We start from the raw sequence: 19,926 nt of genomic DNA on the forward strand, positions 1-19,926 counted from the left end.
TTCGCAAGCGCCGGCCGGAACGCTTCGCCGCAAACTTACTTGGCGGCGAGACCCATCTCTTCACGCACTTTGGCGACGTTATCGCGCGTCGCGAGCATCCCCTGCGTCAGCGTGAGCTTCGGCGGTTCCTTGCCTTGCGTGATCCAGTCGTACATCAGCGTCGATGTTTCTTCGCCATGGCGCTTCGGGCTGATGATGACGCTGCCGAAGAAGCCCGTCGGGTTCGGTTTCTTGAACTCGTTCAGGGCCGAATCGGAGCCGCCGATGCCGATGCCGATCATGTTGTCGGCCTTGAAGCCCCGGCCTTCGGCTGCACGCACGGCGCCGAGCACGGCTTCGTCGTTCAGGCCGTACGCCACCCAGTGCTTGAAGCTCGGGTTCTTCGTGATGGCGATGTTGGCCGCGTTGAACGCGTTCTCCGTGTCGGTCTTCGCTTGCGGCGCAGCGATGATGTTCGCCTTCGGGAAACCCGAGGCCAACAACACGTCGGTCGCACCTTGCGTACGATCGTGAGCGGTCGGCAGTTGCTCGTAGGTCACGTCGATCGCGCCGACGTCCTTCATGTCCCAGCCGCGCTTCTTGATCTCGTCGACGATGCCCTTGCCTACCTGCTGGCCGATGTTGTAGGCCGAAATGCCCATGTGCGGCACGGCGTCGATCGGCTTGCCAGAGCCATCCACGAGGCGGTCGTCGACCGTCATCATCTTCAAGCCGTCCGCCTTGGCCTTCGCGACGATGCCCGGCCCGAGCTTCACGTCAGGCGTGCAGATGATGAAGCCCTGTGCCTTTTGCGCATGCAGGTTGTCGATCGCGCTCATGACCTTCTCGCCAGAGGGCGCACCGATCTTGACCAGCGTGAAACCCTTTTGCTTCGCTGCCGCTTCCGCGAACTTCCATTCGTCCTGGAACCAGGGCTCTTCGGGTTGCTTCACGAGGAAGCCGATCTTGACCGGATCGGCGGCTTGAGCGGCCGGCACACCCGCCACCATCGACGTCACCGCAGCGGCGGCCAGCGTGAGGAAAATTCTGCGTTTCATGACATGCGTCTCCTGTCTGATTGAGCGTTTTGGCCGCGTTATCTATGTCGGATGACTCACGCGGCCACTGTGCGCCATCCGGTTGGAACATCGCCGTGCGAGCCCTTCGCCCGGCAATCGAAACAATCGTTCTCGATTAATCGTGATAAAGCGCCGAGCGCCCGCCATCGACGGTGATGCACGTCGCGTTGATGAACGGCGCCTCGTCCGATGCGAGGAATACCGCCGTCATCGCGATCTCCTGCGGTTGCGCGATGCGCTTCATCGGTTGCAAATCCAACGTCGCTTGGCGCGCGGCCACCGGATCCGGCTGGCCGTTCCACCAATCGTGCGTCAACTGCGTCTCCACATAGCCGGGGGCGATCGCGTTGACGCGCACTTGTTTCGCCGCGTATTCGATGCCGAGCGCGCGCGTCAATCCGAGCACCCCGTGCTTGGCCACCGGATACGGGAAGCACCCAGGGATGATCTGAAACGCGTGCGTCGACGCGATATTGACGATGCTGCCGCGCCCGCGCTCGACCATGCCCGGCAATACGGCCTTGCAACCGTTCCACACGCCATCGAGGTCCACGGCGAAACAACGGCGCCAATCGTCGTCGGTCATCGTCAGGGGATCGCAAAACACGTTGATCCCGGCGTTGTTCACGAGCGTGTCGATCGGGCCGAACGCCTGCTCGCCCGCATCGCGCGCAGCGCATACCGACGCCCCCTGAGTCACGTCGGTGCGCACCGCCAGCACGCGTGCGCCCGGCGTCTCGCGCTCGATCCGCTCGGCAACCCGCCGCGCAGCGTCGAGGTCGAGCTCGGCCAGCACGGTCGCCGCGCCTTCTCGCGCGAAGGCATGGGCGATCGCCTCGCCGATGCCGCGACCGGCGCCGGTGATGAGCGCCACTTTGCCGGCGAGGCGGTTCACGGCGCTGCCCCCGCGCTCACGCCGCGCCAGGCCGAGACGAACGCATGCGCATGCTTGGCCGTCACCGCGACGTCTTGCCCCGGGCGATACAACGCCGAGCCGAGGCCGAAGCCATTCGCGCCCGCGGCAACGAGCGTCCCCATGTTCTCGGGCGTCACTCCGCCGACGGGCACGAGCGGCACGCGCTTGGCGATCACGGCGCGCCACGCTTTGACGACGACAGCGCCGAGCTGCTCGGCCGGGAACATCTTGAGCACGTCGGCGCCGCTCGCGAGCGCGGCGAACGCTTCGGTCGGCGTGGCCACGCCGGGCGCGCAGGCCATGCCGTTGCGCTTCGCGGTCTCGATGATCTCGACATCGCCATGCGGCATGACGATGAGCTCCCCGCCGGCGCGGGCCACGTCTTCGACGAATGCGGGCCGCAGCACGGTGCCCGCGCCGACGATAACCTCATCGGGCAACGCGCGCCGCAACGCCGCGATGCTCGCGAGCGGATCGGGCGAATTGAGCGGCACTTCGACGATGCGAAAACCCGCTTCGCAGAGCGCTTGACCGTGCGCCACCGCTTCGCCCGGCGTGATGCCGCGCAGGATGGCAATCAACGGACATGCCTCGAAAGCGCCGATGAACTTGGCGTGCGGGTGGTACGGCTTGGGTAAATCGAATTCGGTTTGCATGGCGTAGCGACTAAAACGGTTTAGCTCATTGACTGACGATGCGTCGATCCACTGCGGCACGCTTCTCGTTCGGCGACCGCACCCGTGCGTCAACCCGCAGGCGCCAACGCGTGACGGCCTACCAGGCCCGCTTGAACCGCGAGGCGCCATAGGCCGCTTTCGGCCGCTGCATCGACGATGCTCGCGCGCACGCAGCCGAACTGCGTCAGCGCCAGCCGATAGCGCTCGCACAGCGTGGCGCTGCCGATCAGGCGCGGCGCTTCGCCGGCAAGCGCCACGCCGCGCGCTGCGAGTAGCGCCCCCAAGCCGCCCAACTCGTGACCGATCAACAGGCCCGACAAATAATCGGGCTGCTGCTGCGGCTCCAACTCCCCGGTCAATCCCAGCGTTCGGGTACTGAAAATCGTCGCAAGCAGGCCCGCGCCATGCGCATGCTGGGCGACGGCCACCCCACGCAAAAACGACTGCGTATCGAACCGGGCTGGTTCGATCATCGTGCGCCCCAAAATCGTGTGCTCGCGCAACGCGCCGTAGACCTCTCCGGTCATGAACGTATGGAACGATTCGATCCGCTCGCCGCGAACGACCGCCCATTTCGCATGCGTGCCCGGCAAGCCGACCAGCGAGCGCGGTTCGCCGCCGATCGCCTCGCTCGCTAGCGCGCCCACGATTTGGGTTTCCTCGCCGCGCATGACGTTCGGCAACTCGCCGCGCTCGATGACGCCCGGTACGATATGAATCTCGGCGCCGCATGCCGCGCTCACCCGTACGATTCCAGCGACGAGCGCCGAAGCATCGGCGGGCGTTTCGACGTACGGCGCCTCGCACCAGCCTTGCGCGCTGCCGATCATGCCGGCGGCGATCACGGGCAAGCTCGGCGCCGTGCCGAGCCAATCGCCGCACGCGGCTTCGAAGGCGGCGTCGAACGCGCCGGGTTGCGGCAAGCGCATGATCCCGTCGCCCGACGCGCGAGTCGCAATCACATCGCCGCGTGCATCGAACAGGTAGGCGCGCAGCGCCGTGGTGCCCCAGTCCAATCCGATTAGGGCGGGCGGCCCGGCCAAAGCTTGCACAGCGGTCATCGTTTGATACGGCGCGCCGCGGGCGCACTCCAGCCGAGTTCTTCGGAAATCGCACGCGCGGTTCTCTGCACGACGGGGATCAGTTCATCCATGCGTTCTTGAGACATGTAGTGAGTGGTGCTCGCCACGGAGATAGCGGCCACGATTGCGCCGGTCGCATCGCGCACGGGTGCGGCCACGCAGCAGATCGACGGCTCGTTCTCTTCGAGGTCGAACGAAAATTGGCCGGCGGCATAGCGAACCATGCGCTGAAGGAAGAGCGGCTTGTCCGGACGGCGGCTGTGTTCGAAGCGCACCCCTTCGAGCGCACGCTGCGCGGCGTCGTAGAGCGAACTCCACATTTGCGGCGACAGATCGAGCATCAGCGCTTTGCCGATGCCGGTGGACGCGAGCGCCATCTTGTGACCGGCCTTCGAGCGCATTTCGAGCCCGCGCGTGCCGGGCAGCTTGTCGATGTAAAGCACGTCCTCGCCATCGCGCACGCCCAAATGCACGGTATCGAGCGTCGCCTGGGCGAGCCGCTCGAGGTGCGGGCGGGCCACGGCGGTCAGCGGCATCTGCTCGAGGGCGACGGTTCCAAGTTCGATCAGTTTCGGCCCGAGCAAATAGCCTTGCGGCACTTGGCGCAGATAGCGAGCCTGCACGAGGCTGTGCACGAGCCGGTGCGTGGTGCTGCGGGTGGTGCCCAACGCCGCGGCGAAGGCGCGCATATCGCGGGCGCCGCGTGCACATGCCTCGATGATCGCAAGGCCGCGCAGCAAAGTCTGCGTCCCGGCCGGCAAATCCAAGCTGTCGAGCGCCGAGCCTGCGACCGTAGGCGGCTCGGCGGCCTCGCCCCTACCGCTGCGCAGCGGCAGTTCGGATACGTCGCCTCTCGAGGCGGAGGCGGAAACTTCGTGATCGGATGCAGTCATCGGGCGCGTCTCCATTGGGTTCGAATGCTTCGCTCTCGAATCGCAGATGCGTTGCTTTCGTTGGCGGCTATTTCGACCGCTCGCGACGGATTGTAGGCACGCCTCGCGCGTCCATCCAACATTTGAATGACCTGCTCACATATTGAGAGATACGATCAATCGAGCCTCGCGGTTCGGGCGGTCTGGCAATATCCTTCGCGTGTCCGCATGCGCGCTCCAGGGCCATTGCGGCGGCTCGCAGCCCCGCATGGCGGCCGGTGCCTCCCCCTTTTTTTCGACGAGAACCCGCTTATGAAACCGATCATCAACCTGGACGAAGTCGAACTATCTCCCCTTCCCCCTGGTATGGCGCCGCCCGAATCGATGGCGGATCGTTACGCGCCGCGCATGGGCGCCGTCGGCGCCCGCATCGGCGCGCAAAAGCTCGGCTACAACGTGACGGCGCTTGCGCCGGGCAAACGGGGCTTCCCGTTCCATAGCCACCGCGTGAACGAGGAGATGTTTTTCGTGTTGGAGGGAACGGGGGAAGTGCGGATCGGCGAAGCCGTCTATGCAATCCGTGCGGGCGACGTCATCGCCTGCCCGCCCGGAGGTCCGGAAGCGGCGCATCAAATAGCGAATACCGGAGACGTCGAGCTCAAGTACCTCGCGGTGAGCACGAAGATGCTGCCCGAGATCGCCGAATATCCCGATTCCGGCAAATTCGGCATCCTGGCGGAATTTCCGGGCGCGGCAGGCGAGAAGCCGAAGGGTTTCCGGTTCGTGTCGAGAGAAAGCGAAAGCGTGCCTTATTGGGATGGCAACTGACGGTGGCGGCGGGGGCGGCGTCCCGATTCGTTCGGGCCGTTCACGCCATTGATTAGCCGGCGGGCAAACGCGGTAGCGCGAGCCCGTCGTCCAACAGGCGATCGAATGCGCCGCTCAGCAGTGCTAAATCGCCTTCCCGGCTGCTGGCCTGCAGGCCGCGCAGCGAAGGGACGTCCAAGCTGACCGAATGGCATCTTGGGTAGTCTTTCGCACGCATATACGGCTCGATGCTCGAGAAAAACGCGGTGGTGGGGATATCGAAGCCGGCGGCGATATGGAGCGCGGCGCTGTCGCCCGTCATGACGAACGCCGCGCCGTGCACCCAACCGAGGAACGCAGCCGTCGTAGCGCTTTCGGCGCTGACATCCCGGTACGCCGGATGATCGACGTGCCCGAAGCCGAGCACCGGCAAATCATAAGTGCGATGAATCAGATCCACCAAGCGCGCCCAGTGGCTGGCGGGAATACGGCGCAACGACGTGCTCGCGGACGGCGAGAACAGCGCGTACGGCCGCGATACCGTTCGCGGCAACGCATCGGTGAGCGGCAATTGGCGCAGCCAGTCGTTTCGCTTGTACGAGGACGCCACGGATGCGGGATCCACACCCAGGGCGTCGAGGAAGAAGTCGATCATGGGCTCGCGCGAAAAGCCGCGCCAGAACAAATGATTGCCCGCATCGACGATCGCCTCGTGACGGGGGATCTCGCCGATGACACGCGGCAAGCTCTGGCACGTATCCACGACTAGGCCGGTCGAGAGCGCGTAAAGCGCCTCGACGTAAGCCGGGGCCCGCTTTGGGCGGTACAGGTGGAATCGAACGTCGGGAAACCGCGCCCGGATTGCGGCGATCGCCGTCAGACCGACAATCGAGTCTCCGAGCGTGACGCCCATTCCGTTGACGACGTGCACCGCCGAGAGCGCCTCCCAGTCCAGCCGGAAGGCTCGCGCGTTGGCGTTGTCGATCCGTGGATCCGACGTCGCCGGGCGATACCCGGCGAGCGGGGCATCGCCGGACTCGAGGTCGTACGGCGCGACGAGCTCGCCCAGCGGCGAAAGCAACGAGCCTGGATAAAAGAGGACATCGTCTTGATGCAATACGCTCATAGGGTTCGTCGCGAAAATGAGGGCAGCTAGCCTCGAGCCCAGCCGTTCATCGCGGCACTTCCGCCGCGCCCATGCGCCGCGCGATGACCGCGGCCCGTTGAGCAAGATAAGGCGAACCGCGATGCTCGTCGAAGTATTTCGGGCGAGGCAACATGACGGCGAGCCGCGCAGATTGCCACGCCGTCAACTGCGCGGCGGAAGTGCGGTAGTAATAGCGTGCGGCCGCTTGCGCGCCGTACACGCCATTGCCCCATTCAACCGAATTCAGATAGAGCTCGAAGATCCGCTGCTTGTCCAATAGCAGCTCGAGCATCCAGGTGATGATGAGCTCCTGCCCCTTGCGCAGGTAGCTCTTCTGGCGCGAAAGGAACAAGTTGCGCGCGAGTTGCTGCGTGATGGTCGACCCGCCCGCGACGATCTTGCCGCGCGCTTTGTTCTTCTCCCATGCCTGCAAAATCGCGTCGGTTTCGTAACCGTTGTTGTTGACGAAATTGGCGTCCTCGGAGGCGATGATCGCGCGTTTCAGGTTGCGCGAGATGCGCTCGTAGGGCACCCATTCGTGTGCGAGCGAAACGTCGGGCCGATCCTGCGCGAGCCGCCATGCATCGGCCCGCATGAACGCCGTCGAGCGCGGGTCGACGACACTCCAAACAGCGATTTGCGCAAAGTAATACGCCTGCGTCGCAACCCACGCGAGCGCGCATACGGCTGCCGCATAAGCGGCCCAGCCGGCGATGCCATTCCCCGTCCGCTTCTTCGCTTTCGTCATCGCTGCGTCTCGATCGTCCCGGCTCGCATCGGCGTCATCCCGTGCAACGCGCGCGGCTCCCGTGTCGTGTCCTCTCGTTGCTGAGCCGAGTCGCTAAGCCGATGCCGCCAACATGGCGCGCAGTTCGGCCAACACGCTAGCGCTGTCGGGACGCACGCCCCGCCATACCCAAAACGATTCGGCAGCCTGCTCCACCAGCATGCCGAGGCCGTCGGACACGGTGGCGCCGAGCGACTGCGCATGCCGCATGAACACCGTCGGTTGTGCACCGTACATCATGTCGTAGGCAAGCGTGCCCGGACCGAAAGCCCGGTCGTCGCATTCGGGCAGGGCTGCGGCCAAGGAGCCCGCCGTCGCATTGATCACGACGTCGTAGGCCGCGGGGTCGATCGCCGCAGGGGCGCCGCCCGAGAGCACGCAGCGCGCCTCGCGCGCCGCTGCGGCGAACTGCTCCAAGAGCGCTTGAGCCTTTTGCGCCGTGCGATTGACGATCGTCACGCGCTGCGGACCGCGTTCGAGGATCGGCAACACCGCGCCACGCGCGGCGCCGCCTGCGCCGAGCAGCAGCACGCGCGCACCCGCGAGGCGCACGCCCAAGTTTCTTTCGATATCGGCGACGAGCCCCACGCCGTCGGTGTTGTCGCCGAAGATGCCATCGGTATCGAATCGCAGCGTATTGACGGCCCCCGCCGCGGCCGCTCGGGGCGAAAGCCGTGCAGCCAGCGCGTGCGCCTCCAGCTTGAACGGCACCGTGACGTTGAGCCCTTTTCCGCCGGCGGCGATGAATGCGCGCACCGTATCGCCGAAGCCATCGACAGCCGCGAGCAGGCGCCGGTATTCGATGCGCTCGCCCGTTTGCTCGGCAAAGCGCGAATGAATGAGCGGCGATTTGCTATGCGCGATGGGGTTGCCGATCACCGCGTAGAGGTCGTATCCCGGTGCAGCCGGTTCGACGGGCTCTCCGCTTGCCGCGTTGGATGCCCCCGCGCTCATTGCGCCTCCTGCGACGATGGCGTCGCGCCGCTTCGCGCGGTCGAATCGCGCTCACTGTCGTCGACGCCGGCCGCGTCGCCGTCGTCGCTCGATTCGCGCGCCGCGTCGTCGCCCGCCCCTGGGTCACCCGCTTCCGCTTCGCCACCTTCTGCGCGCGCTTCTTCCTCGCTTTGCGCCGACGCATCGGGCGCATCGACGATCTCGGCCTCTTCCTCGTCCTCTTCGGCCGCAACGTTAGACGAGACGGACGCATCAAGCACGCGAATCGGGCGCACCGACGCCTCGATCGTCAATTCGTCGACGCCCATCACCTCCAGCACGATGCGCGTACCCCGCGCGTGCACGCCGAGCCCCGGAACGTGCAGCAACAGCGGCACTTCCTCGAGGCGCACGAGGTCTCCCTTGACGACGGCCGCCGCCACCTCCTTCTTCTGCTCCTGCGTGAGCCAACGCAGGCACCAAAAGTACTCCATGCGCCGTTGGTGGTCGGCATAGGCGGTGTAAGTGTCGTCGAAGCCTTGGACCACGGCGAACAAATCGGCGTCCTTCGGCTTGAACGGCGCGACGAGCTTGGCGGCGACCCCGTGCTGCACGCAGGCGAGCAGTTGCCATTGATTGACGAGGTCGACGTAGCGACGCAGCGGCGAGGTGCTCCACGCGTACTGCGCGACGCCGAGCCCCTCGTGGGGCGCGGCGCTCGTTTGCATGCGCGTGCGCTTGGGACCCGCGGCGGCGAACGTGCGTTGGGTTCGGTAGATGCCGGGCACGCCATGATCGTGCAGCAGCGCGCCCCAGGTCGAATTGGCCAAAATAGCGAGCTCGGCCACGATCAAATCGAGCGGAGAGCCGCGACGGCGCGGCGTAATCGTCACGTGCTCGCCATCGACGTAGAAGTTGTAATCGGTATTGCCGTGAACTTCGCGGCGCAAGCCGTAACCGGCGCGCGCCGCCTGCCGCTTTTCGAACAACGCTTGGGCGAGCGGCCACAGCACGGCTATCTCGTCCTTGTGCGGATAGTCGCCGCTACCGGCGGCGAGCGATTCCTCCGTCACATCGGCGTCGAGCGTGTTATGGCGCAAATTGCTCTTGACGAACACGCGTTCGGCGCGCGTTTCGGTGGCCACGATTTCCTGCGTGTTGCGATCGACGATGATGTAGAGCGAGAGCGCCGGCCGCAGCCCGCCCTCTTTGAGCGTGAAAACTTCGACGACTTCATCGGGCAACATCGTGATCTTGTCGCCGGGCATGTACACGGTGGACAGCCGGGCGCGCGCAATCGCATCGACGGCATCGCCGCGCACGATGCCGAGCGCGGGTGCGGCGATGTGAATGCCCACTCGCACACGGTCTTGCGCGAGCAATTCGACCGAAAACGCATCGTCGATCTCGGTGGTCGTGATGTCGTCGATCGAAAACGCCTGCGCATGGGCGGTCGGCAAATCGTCGGGCAGCGGCCCGGGCGTCACGGGCGGAAACCCGGTGCCGTGCGGAAAGTGCTCGGATAGGAAGCGCGCTTCATGCAAGGCGCGCGCCGAAGCGATGCCGCCGCACTCCAACATGAGCCGCGCGGTCGAAACCCCGCGCGCCGCCGCCGCGCCTTCGAGCGCCTTGTATTCGATCGCGTTCTTATCGGGCTTCGTGAGCAACGCGAGCGCCTTGCCGCGGAACGCCTCGGGCAGCCGCCCGGACTTCAGTTCTTCTTCGTACTCGGCTTGCACGAGCGCCTGCTGGCGCTTGCGCTCCAACGCCGCGAGCGCCATCTTCAATTGCTCTTCGGGCGCGCGCTGGTACTGCCCGCGCCCCTTGCGACGGAAATAGACCGGCGCGCCATGCATGCGCAGCACGAGCGCCGCGCGCTCGACGGGGCCCGATTGGGCGCCGAAGTACTCGCCGGCAAGGGACGCAAACGGGAATTCGTCTGCGGGCGCGCACTCCCATAGGAAGTCGAGGTCGATCTGCTGCGCGGCCGCGTCGGCCTGCTGCAACAGCTCGGCCGCACTCGGCTTGTCGAACTCGATCAAGACGTCCTTGGCGCGCACCTTCGCTCGCCGCCCGCCCGGCAACTCGACTTGCAGCGCATCGCCCTGACGCGACAGCACGCTACCGGCCTTCAAACCGCCCGATTCCTCAAAGAAAACGTTCACTCGACACTCTCGTTACGAATATGGCCCTCGCAGCGCTACCGTGCGGCAATCCGCACGCCCGCTGCCGATCGATTTGATTCAATTCATTGATGCGCCGGCCCGCGAGCCGGCTATACGCGCTCGGCCGGCGTCATGCCGCAAAATGCGAGCACGTCGTCGACATAGCTGGCGAATTCGCTGATCGCGTGGTCGCTGCCTTCGATCAGTTTGGTCTCGACACCGGGGTAATGCGCGAGCATTTCGCGATAGTCGAGCACTTCGTCGCCGGTGGTGGCGATCAAATAATAGCGTTCCGTCTTGGTGATCGAGCCGACGCCGAGCGCGCGCAACTCATCGAGATGATGCGGTTCCACGACGATGCTGCCGCCGCCGTGCCAAAGCGGTTGCTCGCCCAAGTAAGCGGACAAATCGCGCTGGGGCAGCACCGCGGGGTTCAGCAACACCGCGCGCCAGCCATGCTTCTCGGCTAGATAAGTGGCCAAATAGCCGCCAAGGGAACTGCCGATGACCGTCACTTCGCCTCGTGCGCCGCTCGCCGTCTCGGCCACTTGCGCTTCGGCCAAGGCGATGGCTTGCCGCGGCGAAACGGGTAGCATCGGACAGCGCCATTCGTTCGCGCCGCCGAGCTCGGCCACGCGTGCCGCGAGCAGTTGCGCTTTGAACGATTTCGGCGAAGAGCGGAAGCCGTGCAGATAAAGGATCACGCAGCGCCTCTCGGGCGCGAGCCCAGCGCATCGAGCAACTTCTGATGGACGCCGCCGAAGCCGCCGTTGCTCATGACGAGCACGTGATCGCCGGGGCGCGCCGCCTCGGCGACGGCGGCGACGAGCGCGTTCAGATCGTCGAATGCGCGCGCTTTGCCGCCGAGCGGCGCCAGCGCTTCGCGCAGATCCCAACCGAGCGCGTCGCGCCCGCTCGGAGCGCCGTAGCCGAACACGAGGTCGGCGCCGGTCAAGCTGCCGGGCAGTTGCGCCTTCATGACCCCCAGTTTCATGGTGTTCGAACGCGGTTCGAGCACGGCCAGAATGCGGGTGCGCTCGCTGCCGACGCGTGTGCGCAGCCCGGCGATCGTCGTTGCGATCGCGGTAGGATGATGCGCGAAGTCGTCGTAAACCGTCACGCCATCGATGCTGCCGCGCACTTCCATGCGCCGCTTGACGTTGCGAAATTGCGCGAGCGAATGGGCCGCTTGGGCCGGCGGCACGCCGACATGGCGCGCGGCCGCGATCGCCGCGAGGGCGTTGAGCCGATTGTGCTCGCCTTGCACCTGCCAATCGACGAGGCCCACGCGCTCGCCGCGCCAATAGAGCGCAAAGCGCTCGTCGACGGGTTCGCCGTCCGCCGCGGGCAGCGCATCCCAGCCGCCCTCGACGCCGAAGCGCTCCACCTCGCTCCACACGCCGCGCGCGAGCACGCGCTCGAGCGCCGCCTCGCGCCCGTTGACGACGAGGCGCCCAACGCGGGGAACGGTACGCACGAGATGATGAAATTGCGTCTCGATCGCGGCCAAATCGGCGAAGATGTCGGCGTGATCGAATTCGAGGTTGTTCAACACGGCAGTGCGGGGCCGATAATGGACGAACTTCGAGCGTTTGTCGAAGAACGCCGTGTCGTATTCGTCGGCTTCTATGACGAAGAAGCTCGAATCGGTCAGCCGGGCCGACACGCCAAAATTGAGCGGCACCCCGCCGATCAGGAAGCCGGGGTTCAAGCCGGCGTCTTCCAGCAACCACGCGAGCATCGAGCTCGTCGTCGTTTTGCCGTGCGTGCCCGCGACGGCCAGCACCCACTTGCCCGCCAGCACGTGCTCGCCCAGCCACTGCGGACCGGAGGCATAGGGCAAGCCGCGATCGAGAATCGCCTCCATCAGCTCGTTGCCGCGCGAGACGACGTTGCCCACGACGAACAAGTCGGGCTCGAGCTCGAGCTGTTCGGCGCCATAGCCTTCGATGAGTTTGATGCCTTGGGCCTCGAGCTGGGTGCTCATCGGCGGATAGACGCCGGCGTCGCAGCCTGTCACCGTGTGTCCCGCGGCGCGCGCGAGAACCGCGAGACCGCCCATGAACGTGCCGCAGATGCCGAGGATGTGGATATGCATAAACCTGTCGTGCTGGTGCCGCGCTTTCCGCGAGTGCATGAATGGACGCTCACGCCCGGGTGCGGACGGCGCGCTAAAGGCTCGCTATTGTACCCGACGCGCCCGCCGCGAACGGGGCCGGGGGGGCGGCGCCGGACGATCTAGTATGATTGCCGGATGGTGCGCAAATCTCTTGTCGATCCGCAGCGCGTGCGGGATGAAATCGCGATGGCAGCCGCGCGGCTGATCGCCGAGGAAGGGCTCGATTACGCCAGCGCCAAGCGCAAGGCGGCACGGCAGATCACCGGCCAAGCGCGCGTCGCGGGCGAATGGCTGCCCGACAACGATCAGATCGAAGAAGAAATTCGCGAGTATCAATCGCTGTTCCAGGCCGACACGCAGCCCGCGGTTCTGCGCCGGCTGCGGGAACTCGCGATCGAATGGATGAAGCGGCTAGCCGCGTTTCATCCCTATCTGACGGGGGCGGTCCTGAACGGCACGGCCGGCGAGCACTCGGACATCCATCTCCAGGTGTTTTGCGACAACCCCAAGGAAGTGGCGATTTACCTGCTCAATATAAACGTGCAGTACGACGTCTCGGAAACGCGCCACTTCGGCGGCCGAGGCGAGGTCGAGACATTGAGCTTCCTGTGGCGAGCCGCTCGCGACGAAGATCCGGTCGGCATCCATATCGCGCTCTACGATACGGACGATCTGCGCGGCGCGGTGCGCGCTGACGGACGGGGCCGCACGGCCCGAGCCAATGTCGACGCCGTCCAAGCGCTGCTCGCCGGCAACGGCGAGGCACCGTTCCACAATTGAAATCGACGCCGAAGCCGGCGGCACGACGCCTCTCGGCCGGGGCGGCCCGCGTCATCGTTACCTTATGAAAGCAAAACCTCTCATCCTCGTCGCGACCGTCGCCGTCACAGCGGGCCTCTTCGGGCTTGCCGCGCAACATTGGCTCGCGGGCGGCAGCGACTCCGAACGCACGGCGCCGAGCGCCGCCGCACCGGCCCCGACGGCACCGGCCAGCGGCGCCGTCGCGCAATTGCTGAGCGCACCGCTGCGCGACATCGACGACAAGCCGCAGACGCTCGAAGCATACAAAGGGCGCGTGCTGGTCGTGAACTTCTGGGCCTCTTGGTGCGCCCCGTGCGTGGCCGAGATGCCGCAGCTCGTAGCGCTGCATGACGCCTATGCGAGCAAGGGGGTCCAATTCGTCGGGATTGGCGTCGATTCCAGGCAGAACGTCCAAAATTTCCTAAAGAAAGTGCCCGTGGACTACCCCATATTGGTCAGCGGATTTGGCGGCGCCGACCTAGCCCGCAGCCTTGGCAACGGACCCGGTGCGCTGCCGTTCACTGTGGTAATTGACGCTAACGGCGTCGTACGGTCGACAAAATTAGGACAAATCGTCCCGACCGAACTTCGCACGACGTTGGACGCACTTTGATCGACCTCGCCGAAAAGCGCGCGGTTACACGCAAAAACCGGCGCATTCGCGTCAGGATCGCGAAAATTGACTGATGTCAGCCGAAAAAGACCCATGCCGGCACCGCCTCGCGCCGTCCCTTTTTCATCGGCCGCTAGACAAGTTTCGACAATCAGCGCTAAAGTGCGCGCAATTCCGCGGAAACAGAAGCGAACCATGAAACGATTGCTGGTGCTGCACGGCCCTAACCTCAACCTCCTCGGCAGCCGGGAGCCCGAGGTTTATGGTCGCGTCACGCTCGAGCAGATCGATCAGGCGTTATCGGCACGCGCGAAGGAAGCAGGCGTCGAACTGGTGGCGTTTCAAAGCAATCACGAAGGTCACCTGGTGGATCGCGTGCACGCGGCCGCGGCGGAAGGGATCGAATTCATCGTCATCAATCCGGCGGCGTACACCCATACGAGCGTCGCCTTGCGCGACGCGCTGGCGGGCGTCGGCATCCCGTTCGTCGAGGTTCATCTCTCGAACGTGCATCGCCGAGAGTCGTTCCGGCATCATTCCTATTTTTCCGACCAGGCCGAGGGCGTCATCTGCGGTCTCGGCTGGAAGGGTTATCTGTACGCACTCGAGTTTGCGCTAGAGCGGCTCGCGCCTCAGAACGCGCGCGGCTGATTTCAGAACATCAAATCGGAGCCGGTGCGAGCCGGCGCCTCACGCATTGAAGAGGGGATTCCTTATGGATCTACGTAAGCTGAAAACTTTGATCGACCTCGTCTCCGAATCGGGTATCTCCGAGCTCGAAGTGACCGAAGGCGAAGGCAAAGTCCGCATCGTCAAGAATGCGCCGCCGGTTTACGTGCAGCAGTCCGCCCCGTACGCACCGCAATTCAACGCATCGGCCCCGCCCGCCGGATCGCTCGCCGCGGAGCAGGCCGCCGCGGCGCCAGCGCCCGCACCCGCTGCCGCGGAAGGCCACGTCGTGACCTCGCCGATGGTCGGCACGTTCTACCGTTCGCCTTCTCCGGGCGCGGATCCGTTCGTGCAGGTGGGCGATTCGGTCAAGGAAGGCCAGACGCTGTGCATCATCGAAGCGATGAAGCTGCTCAATGAAATCGAATCCGACCAGACAGGCGTCGTGAAAGAAATCCTCATCGAAAACGGGCAAGCCGTGGAATACGGCCAGCCGCTGTTCATCATCGGTTGATCGCGAGGCGGGCCCGGGCGAATGACCAAGCCTCGGGTGTCGCCCTTTCGCTCGAATGCCGTGTACCGCCGTTTTTTTGCGGACCCACGACGCACGAGCCCATAACTGCGTCGAACCATCGCCATGTTTGAAAAAATTCTTATCGCCAATCGCGGCGAAATCGCCTTGCGCATCCAGCGTGCTTGCCGCGAGCTCGGCGTCAAGACGGTCGTCGCCTACTCGACCGCCGATAAAGACGCCAAATACGTGAAGCTCGCCGATGAAGCCGTCTGCATCGGACCGGCGCCATCGCCCCAGAGCTACCTGAACATGCCCGCGCTGATCAGCGCGGCCGAAGTCACCGATGCCGAGGCGATTCACCCCGGCTACGGCTTTCTTTCGGAGAACGCCGATTTCGCCGAGCGCGTCGAGCAGTCCGGCTTCGCCTTCATCGGCCCGCGCCCCGAGACGATTCGTCTGATGGGCGACAAGGTCACGGCCAAGCAGACGATGATCAAAACGGGCGTGCCCTGCGTGCCTGGCTCGGAAGGCGCGTTGCCGGACGATCCGAAAGAAATCGTCAAGATTGCACGCTCGATCGGCTACCCCGTGATCATCAAAGCTGCCGGCGGCGGCGGCGGCCGCGGCATGCGCGTCGTCCACACCGAGGCGGCGCTCGTGAACGCCGTCAACATGACCCGCGAGGAAGCCGAGCGCGCCTTCGGCAACCCGCAGGTCTACATGGAGAAGTTTCTCGAGAACCCGCGGCACATCGAGATCCAAGTACTGGCCGATTCGTTCAAGAACGCGCTGTGGCTGGGCGAGCGCGATTGCTCGATGCAACGCCGCCACCAGAAGGTGATCGAAGAGGCGCCGGCGCCCGGCATCGCGCGCCGCCTGATCGAGCGCATCGGCGATCGCTGCGCGGACGCCTGCAAGAAAATGGGCTACCTCGGCGCCGGCACGTTCGAGTTCCTGTACGAGAACAACGAGTTCTATTTCATCGAAATGAACACGCGCGTGCAGGTCGAACACCCTGTGACGGAACTGATCACGGGCGTGGACATCGTGCAGGAGCAAATCCGCATTGCAGCGGGCGAGAAGCTGGCGCTGCGTCAGCGCGATATCGTGTTCCGCGGTCACGCGATCGAGTGCCGGATCAATGCGGAAGATCCGTTCCGGTTCACGCCGTCGCCCGGTCGCATCACGTCGTGGCATACGCCCGGCGGCCCCGGCATCCGTGTCGATTCGCACGCCTACAATGGGTATTTCGTTCCGCCGAACTACGATTCGATGATCGGCAAGCTGATCGCCTACGGCGCGACGCGCGAACAAGCGATTCGACGCATGCGCATTGCGCTGTCCGAGATGGTGGTCGAAGGGATTCAGACGAACATTCCGCTGCATCGCGAGTTGATGCTCGACGGCAGCTTCGTCGAAGGCGGCACGAGCATTCACTATCTCGAGAACCGGCTCGCGGAGAAGCAGCAAGCCGCGCCGGAGGAAACCTGACCCACATGGCAAGCTACCGGGAACTGATCGTCGAGCTGGATCGGACGCGCGCCGAAGCGCTGTCCGATGCGCTCATCGAACTGGGGGCGCTGTCGGTCTCGGTGGAGGACGCCGATGCCGATACACCCGACGAGCAGCCGCTGTTCGGCGAGCCGGGCCTCACGCCCGAACGCACGGCATGGCAGCATTCACGCGTGATCGCCCTGCTCGCGCCCGAGCACGAACCCGCGCTCGTCGCGGCCGCCGCGGCCAATGCCGTGGGCCTGGCGGCGGTTCCGCCGTTCGCGGTGCGGGAAGTTCCTGAGCAAGACTGGGTGCGTTTGACGCAGTCGCAATTCGAACCGATCGCGATCGGCAAGCGAATCTGGGTAGTGCCGTCATGGCACGATGTGCCCGACCCGCAGGCGTTGATTCTCGAACTCGATCCGGGGCTAGCATTCGGCACGGGCAGTCACCCGACGACGCGGCTGTGCATGGAATGGCTCGAAGAATTCGTCGTGCCGGGCCAGTCGCTGCTCGACTACGGCTGCGGCTCCGGCATCCTCGCGATCCTTGCGCACAAGTGCGGCGCCGCGCCGGTCGTGGGCGTCGACATCGATCCGCAGGCCGTCGAATCGGCTCGGCAAAACAGCGAGCGCAATCGTGCCGCTGTCACCTATGCACTGCCTGACGCTTGCCCCGACGGTCAATTCGACGTCGTAGTCGCAAATATCTTGTCGAACCCGCTGAAGCTGATGGCTTCGATGTTGAGCGCGAAGGTCAAGCCGGGCGGACGCATCGTGCTGTCGGGCGTGCTTGCGCGGCAAGCCGAGGAGGTCGCGGATGCGTATCGTCCGTGGATCGACATTGGCGTATGGCGAGAACTCGACGGCTGGGTTTGCCTGGCCGGTGTGAAGCGTCGCTGACGGCCCGTCAGGCAATTGGGTATCGCCGAGGGCGCGGCGAGAAACCATTAGAATAGCGACTATCGATCGATGCACCGGCCTATCGCCGGCTTTTCCGCTCACTATGGTCCTAGCCACCCGCTGTCCCCACTGCGAAACGGTTTTCCGCGTGCAGGAAGCCATGCTTGCGCGCTCTGGTGGGTTCGCGCGCTGCGGACACTGCCATGAGGTCTTCGACGCTCGGCATAACACGCTCGATCCGCATGCCGGCGACGCTCATGACGACCAGCAGGCTGGCGCGCTCGCCTCGGAAAGCGAGCGCGATTCAGCGCCGCGTCCACTGAACGAGGCCATGCCGGAAGCGCAAGCCGACGCTATCGCTTCGGAGACGACGGCAAGCTCCGAGGTGTCGCTGCCCGAGCCGCCGCTCACGCACGAACCGCCGCTCAGCGCGGAGGTCCCGCCTTTCGCAGCCCCGGTTTTTGCGCCGGGCGCTGAACAGCAGCCTGTGTACGAGCAAGGGCTGGAGGCTGCGCATGTGCCGGAGGCTGAGCATGTGCCCGAGGCTGAGCATGTGCCCGAGGCTGAGCATGTGCCCGAAGCCGAGCATCTGCCCGAGGCTGAGCATCTGCCCGAGGCTGAGCATGTGCCCGAGGCTGAGCATGTGCCCGAAGCCGAGCATCTGCCCGAAGCCGAGCATCTGCCCGAGGCTGAGCATGTGCCCGAGGCTGAGCATGTGCCCGAGGCTGAGCATGTGCCCGAAGCCGAGCATCTGCCCGAGGCGCATCGAGCGCCACCGCAGCCGCAAGGCATCCCGCCCGCGCCAATCGAACCCATCTCCGTAGTACGCGACTCAGTTTCGCCGCCGCAAGCGTGGGGTCGGTCACCCAAGTCGAGTTGGAATGACGACGAACCGCATTTGAACGGTACGTTGCCGCCCGGGGTCGACGCCGAACCCCATTTCGGTGCGCCCTCGCCGGCGGCCCCTGGTCTGTCGGAGGGAACGCGCGCCGAGCCTGAGTTCTCCGCGCCTACCCGCTTGCAACGAGACCAGGAAGGTCAGACCGAACCGCACCTCGAATCCCACCTCGACCCGCCTCTGCGCGAAGGCCTGCAAGCACGCACGGAACGACAGGCTGAAGCGGCGCCGCTGCGCAGCGCAGCGACCGACGACCCGCTCTTGCGGGCGGCCGGCGCACCGCCGGTGTTCGCCGAACCGCCTCCATCGAGCGCGCACGAGCGTCACTTCGCCGTAACCCGCGAGGCACGTGCAGGGACGCCAAGCCGTTTGCTCGCATACATCGTCGGCGGGATCGTTGCGGCGGCGCTCATCGTCGCCTTGCTCGCCCAGCTCGCCTGGTGGCGCCGCGAAGCCGTCATGGTCTACTGGCCCGACTCGCAGCCGCTGTTCGCGCAGGTGTGCGCTAAGCTCGGCTGCCAACTGACGCCGCCGCGCGACATCGATGGGCTGCAAGTCGAAGCATCCGATCTGCGGCAAATCGACGGACCGCACCGCCTCGAGCTGCGCGTGCCCCTACGGAACCGCTACGGCATTGCGCTCGCCTACCCCGCGATCGAATTGACGCTGTTCGACAGCAAGAACGACGTCGCCGTGCGCCGCATCTTGTGGCCCGAGGACTATGTCGCACCGGGCACCCGCGTGGCGGCGGGCCTGCCGGCGCACACTACGCAGACGATGATCGTGCGCCTCGACAGCGGCAATGCGATCGCGACCAACTTTCGCGTTCAGATCTTCTACCCATAGCAATACCCGGGCGCGCGAAGCTAGGTGCGCCCACTCCCTCGCACTCGCGACAACCCGAAACGAATATCCGGAGCAAACATGAGTCAAGTCACGCTGGGCGGCAACCCGATCGAAGTCGGCGGCACGTTCGTCTCGGTCGGCCAAAAGGCGCCCGAGTTTTCGCTCGTCGGCAAAGACCTCAAGCCGGTGGCGCTTGCCGATTTCGCCGGCAAACGCAAAGTGCTCAATATCGTCCCGAGCCTGGATACGCCCACCTGCGCCACCTCGACCCGCAAGTTCAACGAAGCGGCGGCGAAGTTGCAAAATACCGCCGTGATCGTGGTCTCGGGCGACCTTCCGTTCGCCGCGACCCGTTTTTGCACCACCGAGGGCATCGAAAACGTGGTGACGGCGTCGACGTTCCGCGGCCATGACTTCGCGCAAGCGTACGGCGTCGACATCGCATCGGGCCCGCTGGCGGGTCTGACCGCTCGCGCGGTGGTCGTCGTTGACGAAAACGACAAGGTCGTGCATGCGGAGCTCGTCAGCGAAATCAAGAACGAGCCGAACTACGAAGCGGCGCTGAGCGCCCTGAAGTAAATCGCCGGGCCGCCAAGGCAGCACGCCGCGCCACCCGCGCGGCGTTT

Annotated in this window: 20 protein-coding genes; 9 read left to right on the forward strand and 11 right to left on the reverse strand. The window is 65.3% G+C overall.

What is annotated here, in order from left to right; translation table 11 throughout:
* Positions 1–35 precede the first annotated feature (35 nt).
* The 5 genes from QQS38_RS10490 to QQS38_RS10510 all read right to left on the reverse strand — a co-directional run bounded on the left by QQS38_RS10490 (position 36) and on the right by QQS38_RS10510 (position 4,626).
* Entirely contained in the window at positions 36–1,037 is a 1,002-nt protein-coding gene (locus QQS38_RS10490; RefSeq protein ID WP_479645294.1) for an arabinose ABC transporter substrate-binding protein, read from the reverse strand.
* A gap of 136 nt (positions 1,038–1,173) precedes the next feature.
* Positions 1,174–1,953, reverse strand: coding sequence for an SDR family oxidoreductase (locus QQS38_RS10495; protein WP_479645295.1), 780 nt, complete (start codon positions 1,951–1,953; stop codon positions 1,174–1,176).
* Positions 1,950–2,630, reverse strand: a complete 681-nt coding sequence (locus QQS38_RS10500; protein WP_479645296.1) for a 2-dehydro-3-deoxy-6-phosphogalactonate aldolase — start codon at positions 2,628–2,630, stop codon at positions 1,950–1,952. The genes QQS38_RS10495 and QQS38_RS10500 overlap by 4 nt, the downstream gene beginning before the upstream one ends.
* 89 nt (positions 2,631–2,719) lie before the next feature.
* The gene (locus tag QQS38_RS10505; protein WP_479645297.1) at positions 2,720–3,712 is read right to left on the reverse strand and encodes a 2-dehydro-3-deoxygalactonokinase; all 993 of its coding nucleotides are present in this window, start codon (positions 3,710–3,712) and stop codon (positions 2,720–2,722) included.
* Positions 3,709–4,626, reverse strand: coding sequence for an IclR family transcriptional regulator (locus QQS38_RS10510; protein WP_479645298.1), 918 nt, complete (start codon positions 4,624–4,626; stop codon positions 3,709–3,711). Before QQS38_RS10510 ends, QQS38_RS10505 begins: the two co-directional genes overlap by 4 nt.
* A gap of 291 nt (positions 4,627–4,917) precedes the next feature.
* Between QQS38_RS10510 and QQS38_RS10515 the strand changes: the two genes are divergently transcribed.
* Entirely contained in the window at positions 4,918–5,433 is a 516-nt protein-coding gene (locus QQS38_RS10515; RefSeq protein WP_479645299.1) for a cupin domain-containing protein, read from the forward strand.
* A gap of 52 nt (positions 5,434–5,485) precedes the next feature.
* Here QQS38_RS10515 and QQS38_RS10520 read toward each other — a convergent pair whose 3' ends face one another.
* The 6 genes from QQS38_RS10520 to mpl form a co-directional block, all read right to left on the reverse strand.
* Positions 5,486–6,538 carry a glycosyltransferase family 9 protein gene (locus QQS38_RS10520; RefSeq protein ID WP_479645300.1) on the reverse strand — a complete coding sequence of 351 codons (1,053 nt, stop codon included), beginning with the start codon at positions 6,536–6,538 and terminating at the stop codon, positions 5,486–5,488.
* Positions 6,539–6,584: 46 nt separating this feature from the next.
* Positions 6,585–7,307: a monofunctional biosynthetic peptidoglycan transglycosylase gene (mtgA, locus tag QQS38_RS10525; RefSeq protein WP_479645301.1), complete on the reverse strand. Its 723-nt coding sequence runs from the start codon at positions 7,305–7,307 to the stop codon at positions 6,585–6,587.
* A 93-nt stretch (positions 7,308–7,400) separates the two neighbouring features.
* The gene (gene aroE, locus QQS38_RS10530; RefSeq protein ID WP_479645302.1) at positions 7,401–8,300 is read right to left on the reverse strand and encodes a shikimate dehydrogenase; all 900 of its coding nucleotides are present in this window, start codon (positions 8,298–8,300) and stop codon (positions 7,401–7,403) included.
* Positions 8,297–10,444: a ribonuclease catalytic domain-containing protein gene (locus QQS38_RS10535; protein ID WP_479645303.1), complete on the reverse strand. Its 2,148-nt coding sequence runs from the start codon at positions 10,442–10,444 to the stop codon at positions 8,297–8,299. The genes aroE and QQS38_RS10535 overlap by 4 nt, the downstream gene beginning before the upstream one ends.
* A 110-nt stretch (positions 10,445–10,554) precedes the next feature.
* Positions 10,555–11,148 (reverse strand): YqiA/YcfP family alpha/beta fold hydrolase, encoded by a 594-nt coding sequence (locus QQS38_RS10540; RefSeq protein ID WP_479645304.1) that lies wholly within the window; start codon positions 11,146–11,148, stop codon positions 10,555–10,557.
* Complete coding sequence (gene mpl / locus QQS38_RS10545) at positions 11,145–12,542, reverse strand: UDP-N-acetylmuramate:L-alanyl-gamma-D-glutamyl-meso-diaminopimelate ligase (protein WP_479645305.1); 1,398 nt, start codon at positions 12,540–12,542, stop codon at positions 11,145–11,147. Before mpl ends, QQS38_RS10540 begins: the two co-directional genes overlap by 4 nt.
* Positions 12,543–12,698: 156 nt before the next feature.
* On the opposite strand from mpl, the gene QQS38_RS10550 reads away from it, so the two are divergent.
* From QQS38_RS10550 to tpx, 8 genes are all read left to right on the forward strand, one after another.
* Positions 12,699–13,343: a UDP-N-acetylmuramate--alanine ligase gene (locus QQS38_RS10550; protein WP_479645306.1), complete on the forward strand. Its 645-nt coding sequence runs from the start codon at positions 12,699–12,701 to the stop codon at positions 13,341–13,343.
* 64 nt (positions 13,344–13,407) lie between these two features.
* The gene (locus tag QQS38_RS10555; RefSeq protein ID WP_479645307.1) at positions 13,408–13,977 is read left to right on the forward strand and encodes a TlpA family protein disulfide reductase; all 570 of its coding nucleotides are present in this window, start codon (positions 13,408–13,410) and stop codon (positions 13,975–13,977) included.
* A 195-nt stretch (positions 13,978–14,172) separates the two neighbouring features.
* A complete protein-coding gene (gene aroQ / locus QQS38_RS10560; protein ID WP_479645308.1) occupies positions 14,173–14,628 on the forward strand; it encodes a type II 3-dehydroquinate dehydratase in 456 nt (151 codons plus the stop codon).
* A 64-nt stretch (positions 14,629–14,692) separates the two neighbouring features.
* Positions 14,693–15,160 (forward strand): acetyl-CoA carboxylase biotin carboxyl carrier protein, encoded by a 468-nt coding sequence (gene accB / locus QQS38_RS10565; protein WP_479645309.1) that lies wholly within the window; start codon positions 14,693–14,695, stop codon positions 15,158–15,160.
* Positions 15,161–15,283: 123 nt separating this feature from the next.
* Positions 15,284–16,651 (forward strand): acetyl-CoA carboxylase biotin carboxylase subunit, encoded by a 1,368-nt coding sequence (gene accC, locus QQS38_RS10570; RefSeq protein WP_479645310.1) that lies wholly within the window; start codon positions 15,284–15,286, stop codon positions 16,649–16,651.
* A 5-nt stretch (positions 16,652–16,656) separates the two neighbouring features.
* A complete protein-coding gene (prmA, locus tag QQS38_RS10575) occupies positions 16,657–17,556 on the forward strand; it encodes a 50S ribosomal protein L11 methyltransferase (RefSeq protein ID WP_479645311.1) in 900 nt (299 codons plus the stop codon).
* Between the two features lie 160 nt (positions 17,557–17,716).
* Complete coding sequence (locus QQS38_RS10580; protein ID WP_479645312.1) at positions 17,717–19,300, forward strand: DUF3426 domain-containing protein; 1,584 nt, start codon at positions 17,717–17,719, stop codon at positions 19,298–19,300.
* Between the two features lie 78 nt (positions 19,301–19,378).
* Positions 19,379–19,879, forward strand: coding sequence for a thiol peroxidase (gene tpx / locus QQS38_RS10585; RefSeq protein ID WP_479645313.1), 501 nt, complete (start codon positions 19,379–19,381; stop codon positions 19,877–19,879).
* The last annotated feature ends 47 nt before the right edge of the window (positions 19,880–19,926 follow it).

It is taken from the genome of Trinickia sp. Z7 (assembly GCF_056498045.1).

Bases quoted from the DNA above. Each gene is read 5' to 3' on its own strand.
- QQS38_RS10580 (WP_479645312.1), top strand. From the start codon at position 17,717: ATGCTTGCGCGCTCTGGTGGGTTCGCGCGCTGCGGACACTGCCATGAG.
- QQS38_RS10515 (WP_479645299.1), top strand. From the start codon at position 4,918: ATGAAACCGATCATCAACCTGGACGAAGTCGAACTATCTCCCCTTCCC.
- accB (WP_479645309.1), top strand. From the start codon at position 14,693: ATGGATCTACGTAAGCTGAAAACTTTGATCGACCTCGTCTCCGAATCG.
- QQS38_RS10505 (WP_479645297.1), bottom strand. From the start codon at position 3,712: ATGACCGCTGTGCAAGCTTTGGCCGGGCCGCCCGCCCTAATCGGATTG.
- QQS38_RS10555 (WP_479645307.1), top strand. From the start codon at position 13,408: ATGAAAGCAAAACCTCTCATCCTCGTCGCGACCGTCGCCGTCACAGCG.
- mtgA (WP_479645301.1), bottom strand. From the start codon at position 7,307: ATGACGAAAGCGAAGAAGCGGACGGGGAATGGCATCGCCGGCTGGGCC.
- mpl (WP_479645305.1), bottom strand. From the start codon at position 12,542: ATGCATATCCACATCCTCGGCATCTGCGGCACGTTCATGGGCGGTCTC.
- QQS38_RS10500 (WP_479645296.1), bottom strand. From the start codon at position 2,630: ATGCAAACCGAATTCGATTTACCCAAGCCGTACCACCCGCACGCCAAG.
- QQS38_RS10510 (WP_479645298.1), bottom strand. From the start codon at position 4,626: ATGACTGCATCCGATCACGAAGTTTCCGCCTCCGCCTCGAGAGGCGAC.
- QQS38_RS10550 (WP_479645306.1), top strand. From the start codon at position 12,699: ATGGTGCGCAAATCTCTTGTCGATCCGCAGCGCGTGCGGGATGAAATC.
- QQS38_RS10520 (WP_479645300.1), bottom strand. From the start codon at position 6,538: ATGAGCGTATTGCATCAAGACGATGTCCTCTTTTATCCAGGCTCGTTG.
- aroE (WP_479645302.1), bottom strand. From the start codon at position 8,300: ATGAGCGCGGGGGCATCCAACGCGGCAAGCGGAGAGCCCGTCGAACCG.
- prmA (WP_479645311.1), top strand. From the start codon at position 16,657: ATGGCAAGCTACCGGGAACTGATCGTCGAGCTGGATCGGACGCGCGCC.
- QQS38_RS10490 (WP_479645294.1), bottom strand. From the start codon at position 1,037: ATGAAACGCAGAATTTTCCTCACGCTGGCCGCCGCTGCGGTGACGTCG.
- accC (WP_479645310.1), top strand. From the start codon at position 15,284: ATGTTTGAAAAAATTCTTATCGCCAATCGCGGCGAAATCGCCTTGCGC.
- tpx (WP_479645313.1), top strand. From the start codon at position 19,379: ATGAGTCAAGTCACGCTGGGCGGCAACCCGATCGAAGTCGGCGGCACG.
- aroQ (WP_479645308.1), top strand. From the start codon at position 14,173: ATGAAACGATTGCTGGTGCTGCACGGCCCTAACCTCAACCTCCTCGGC.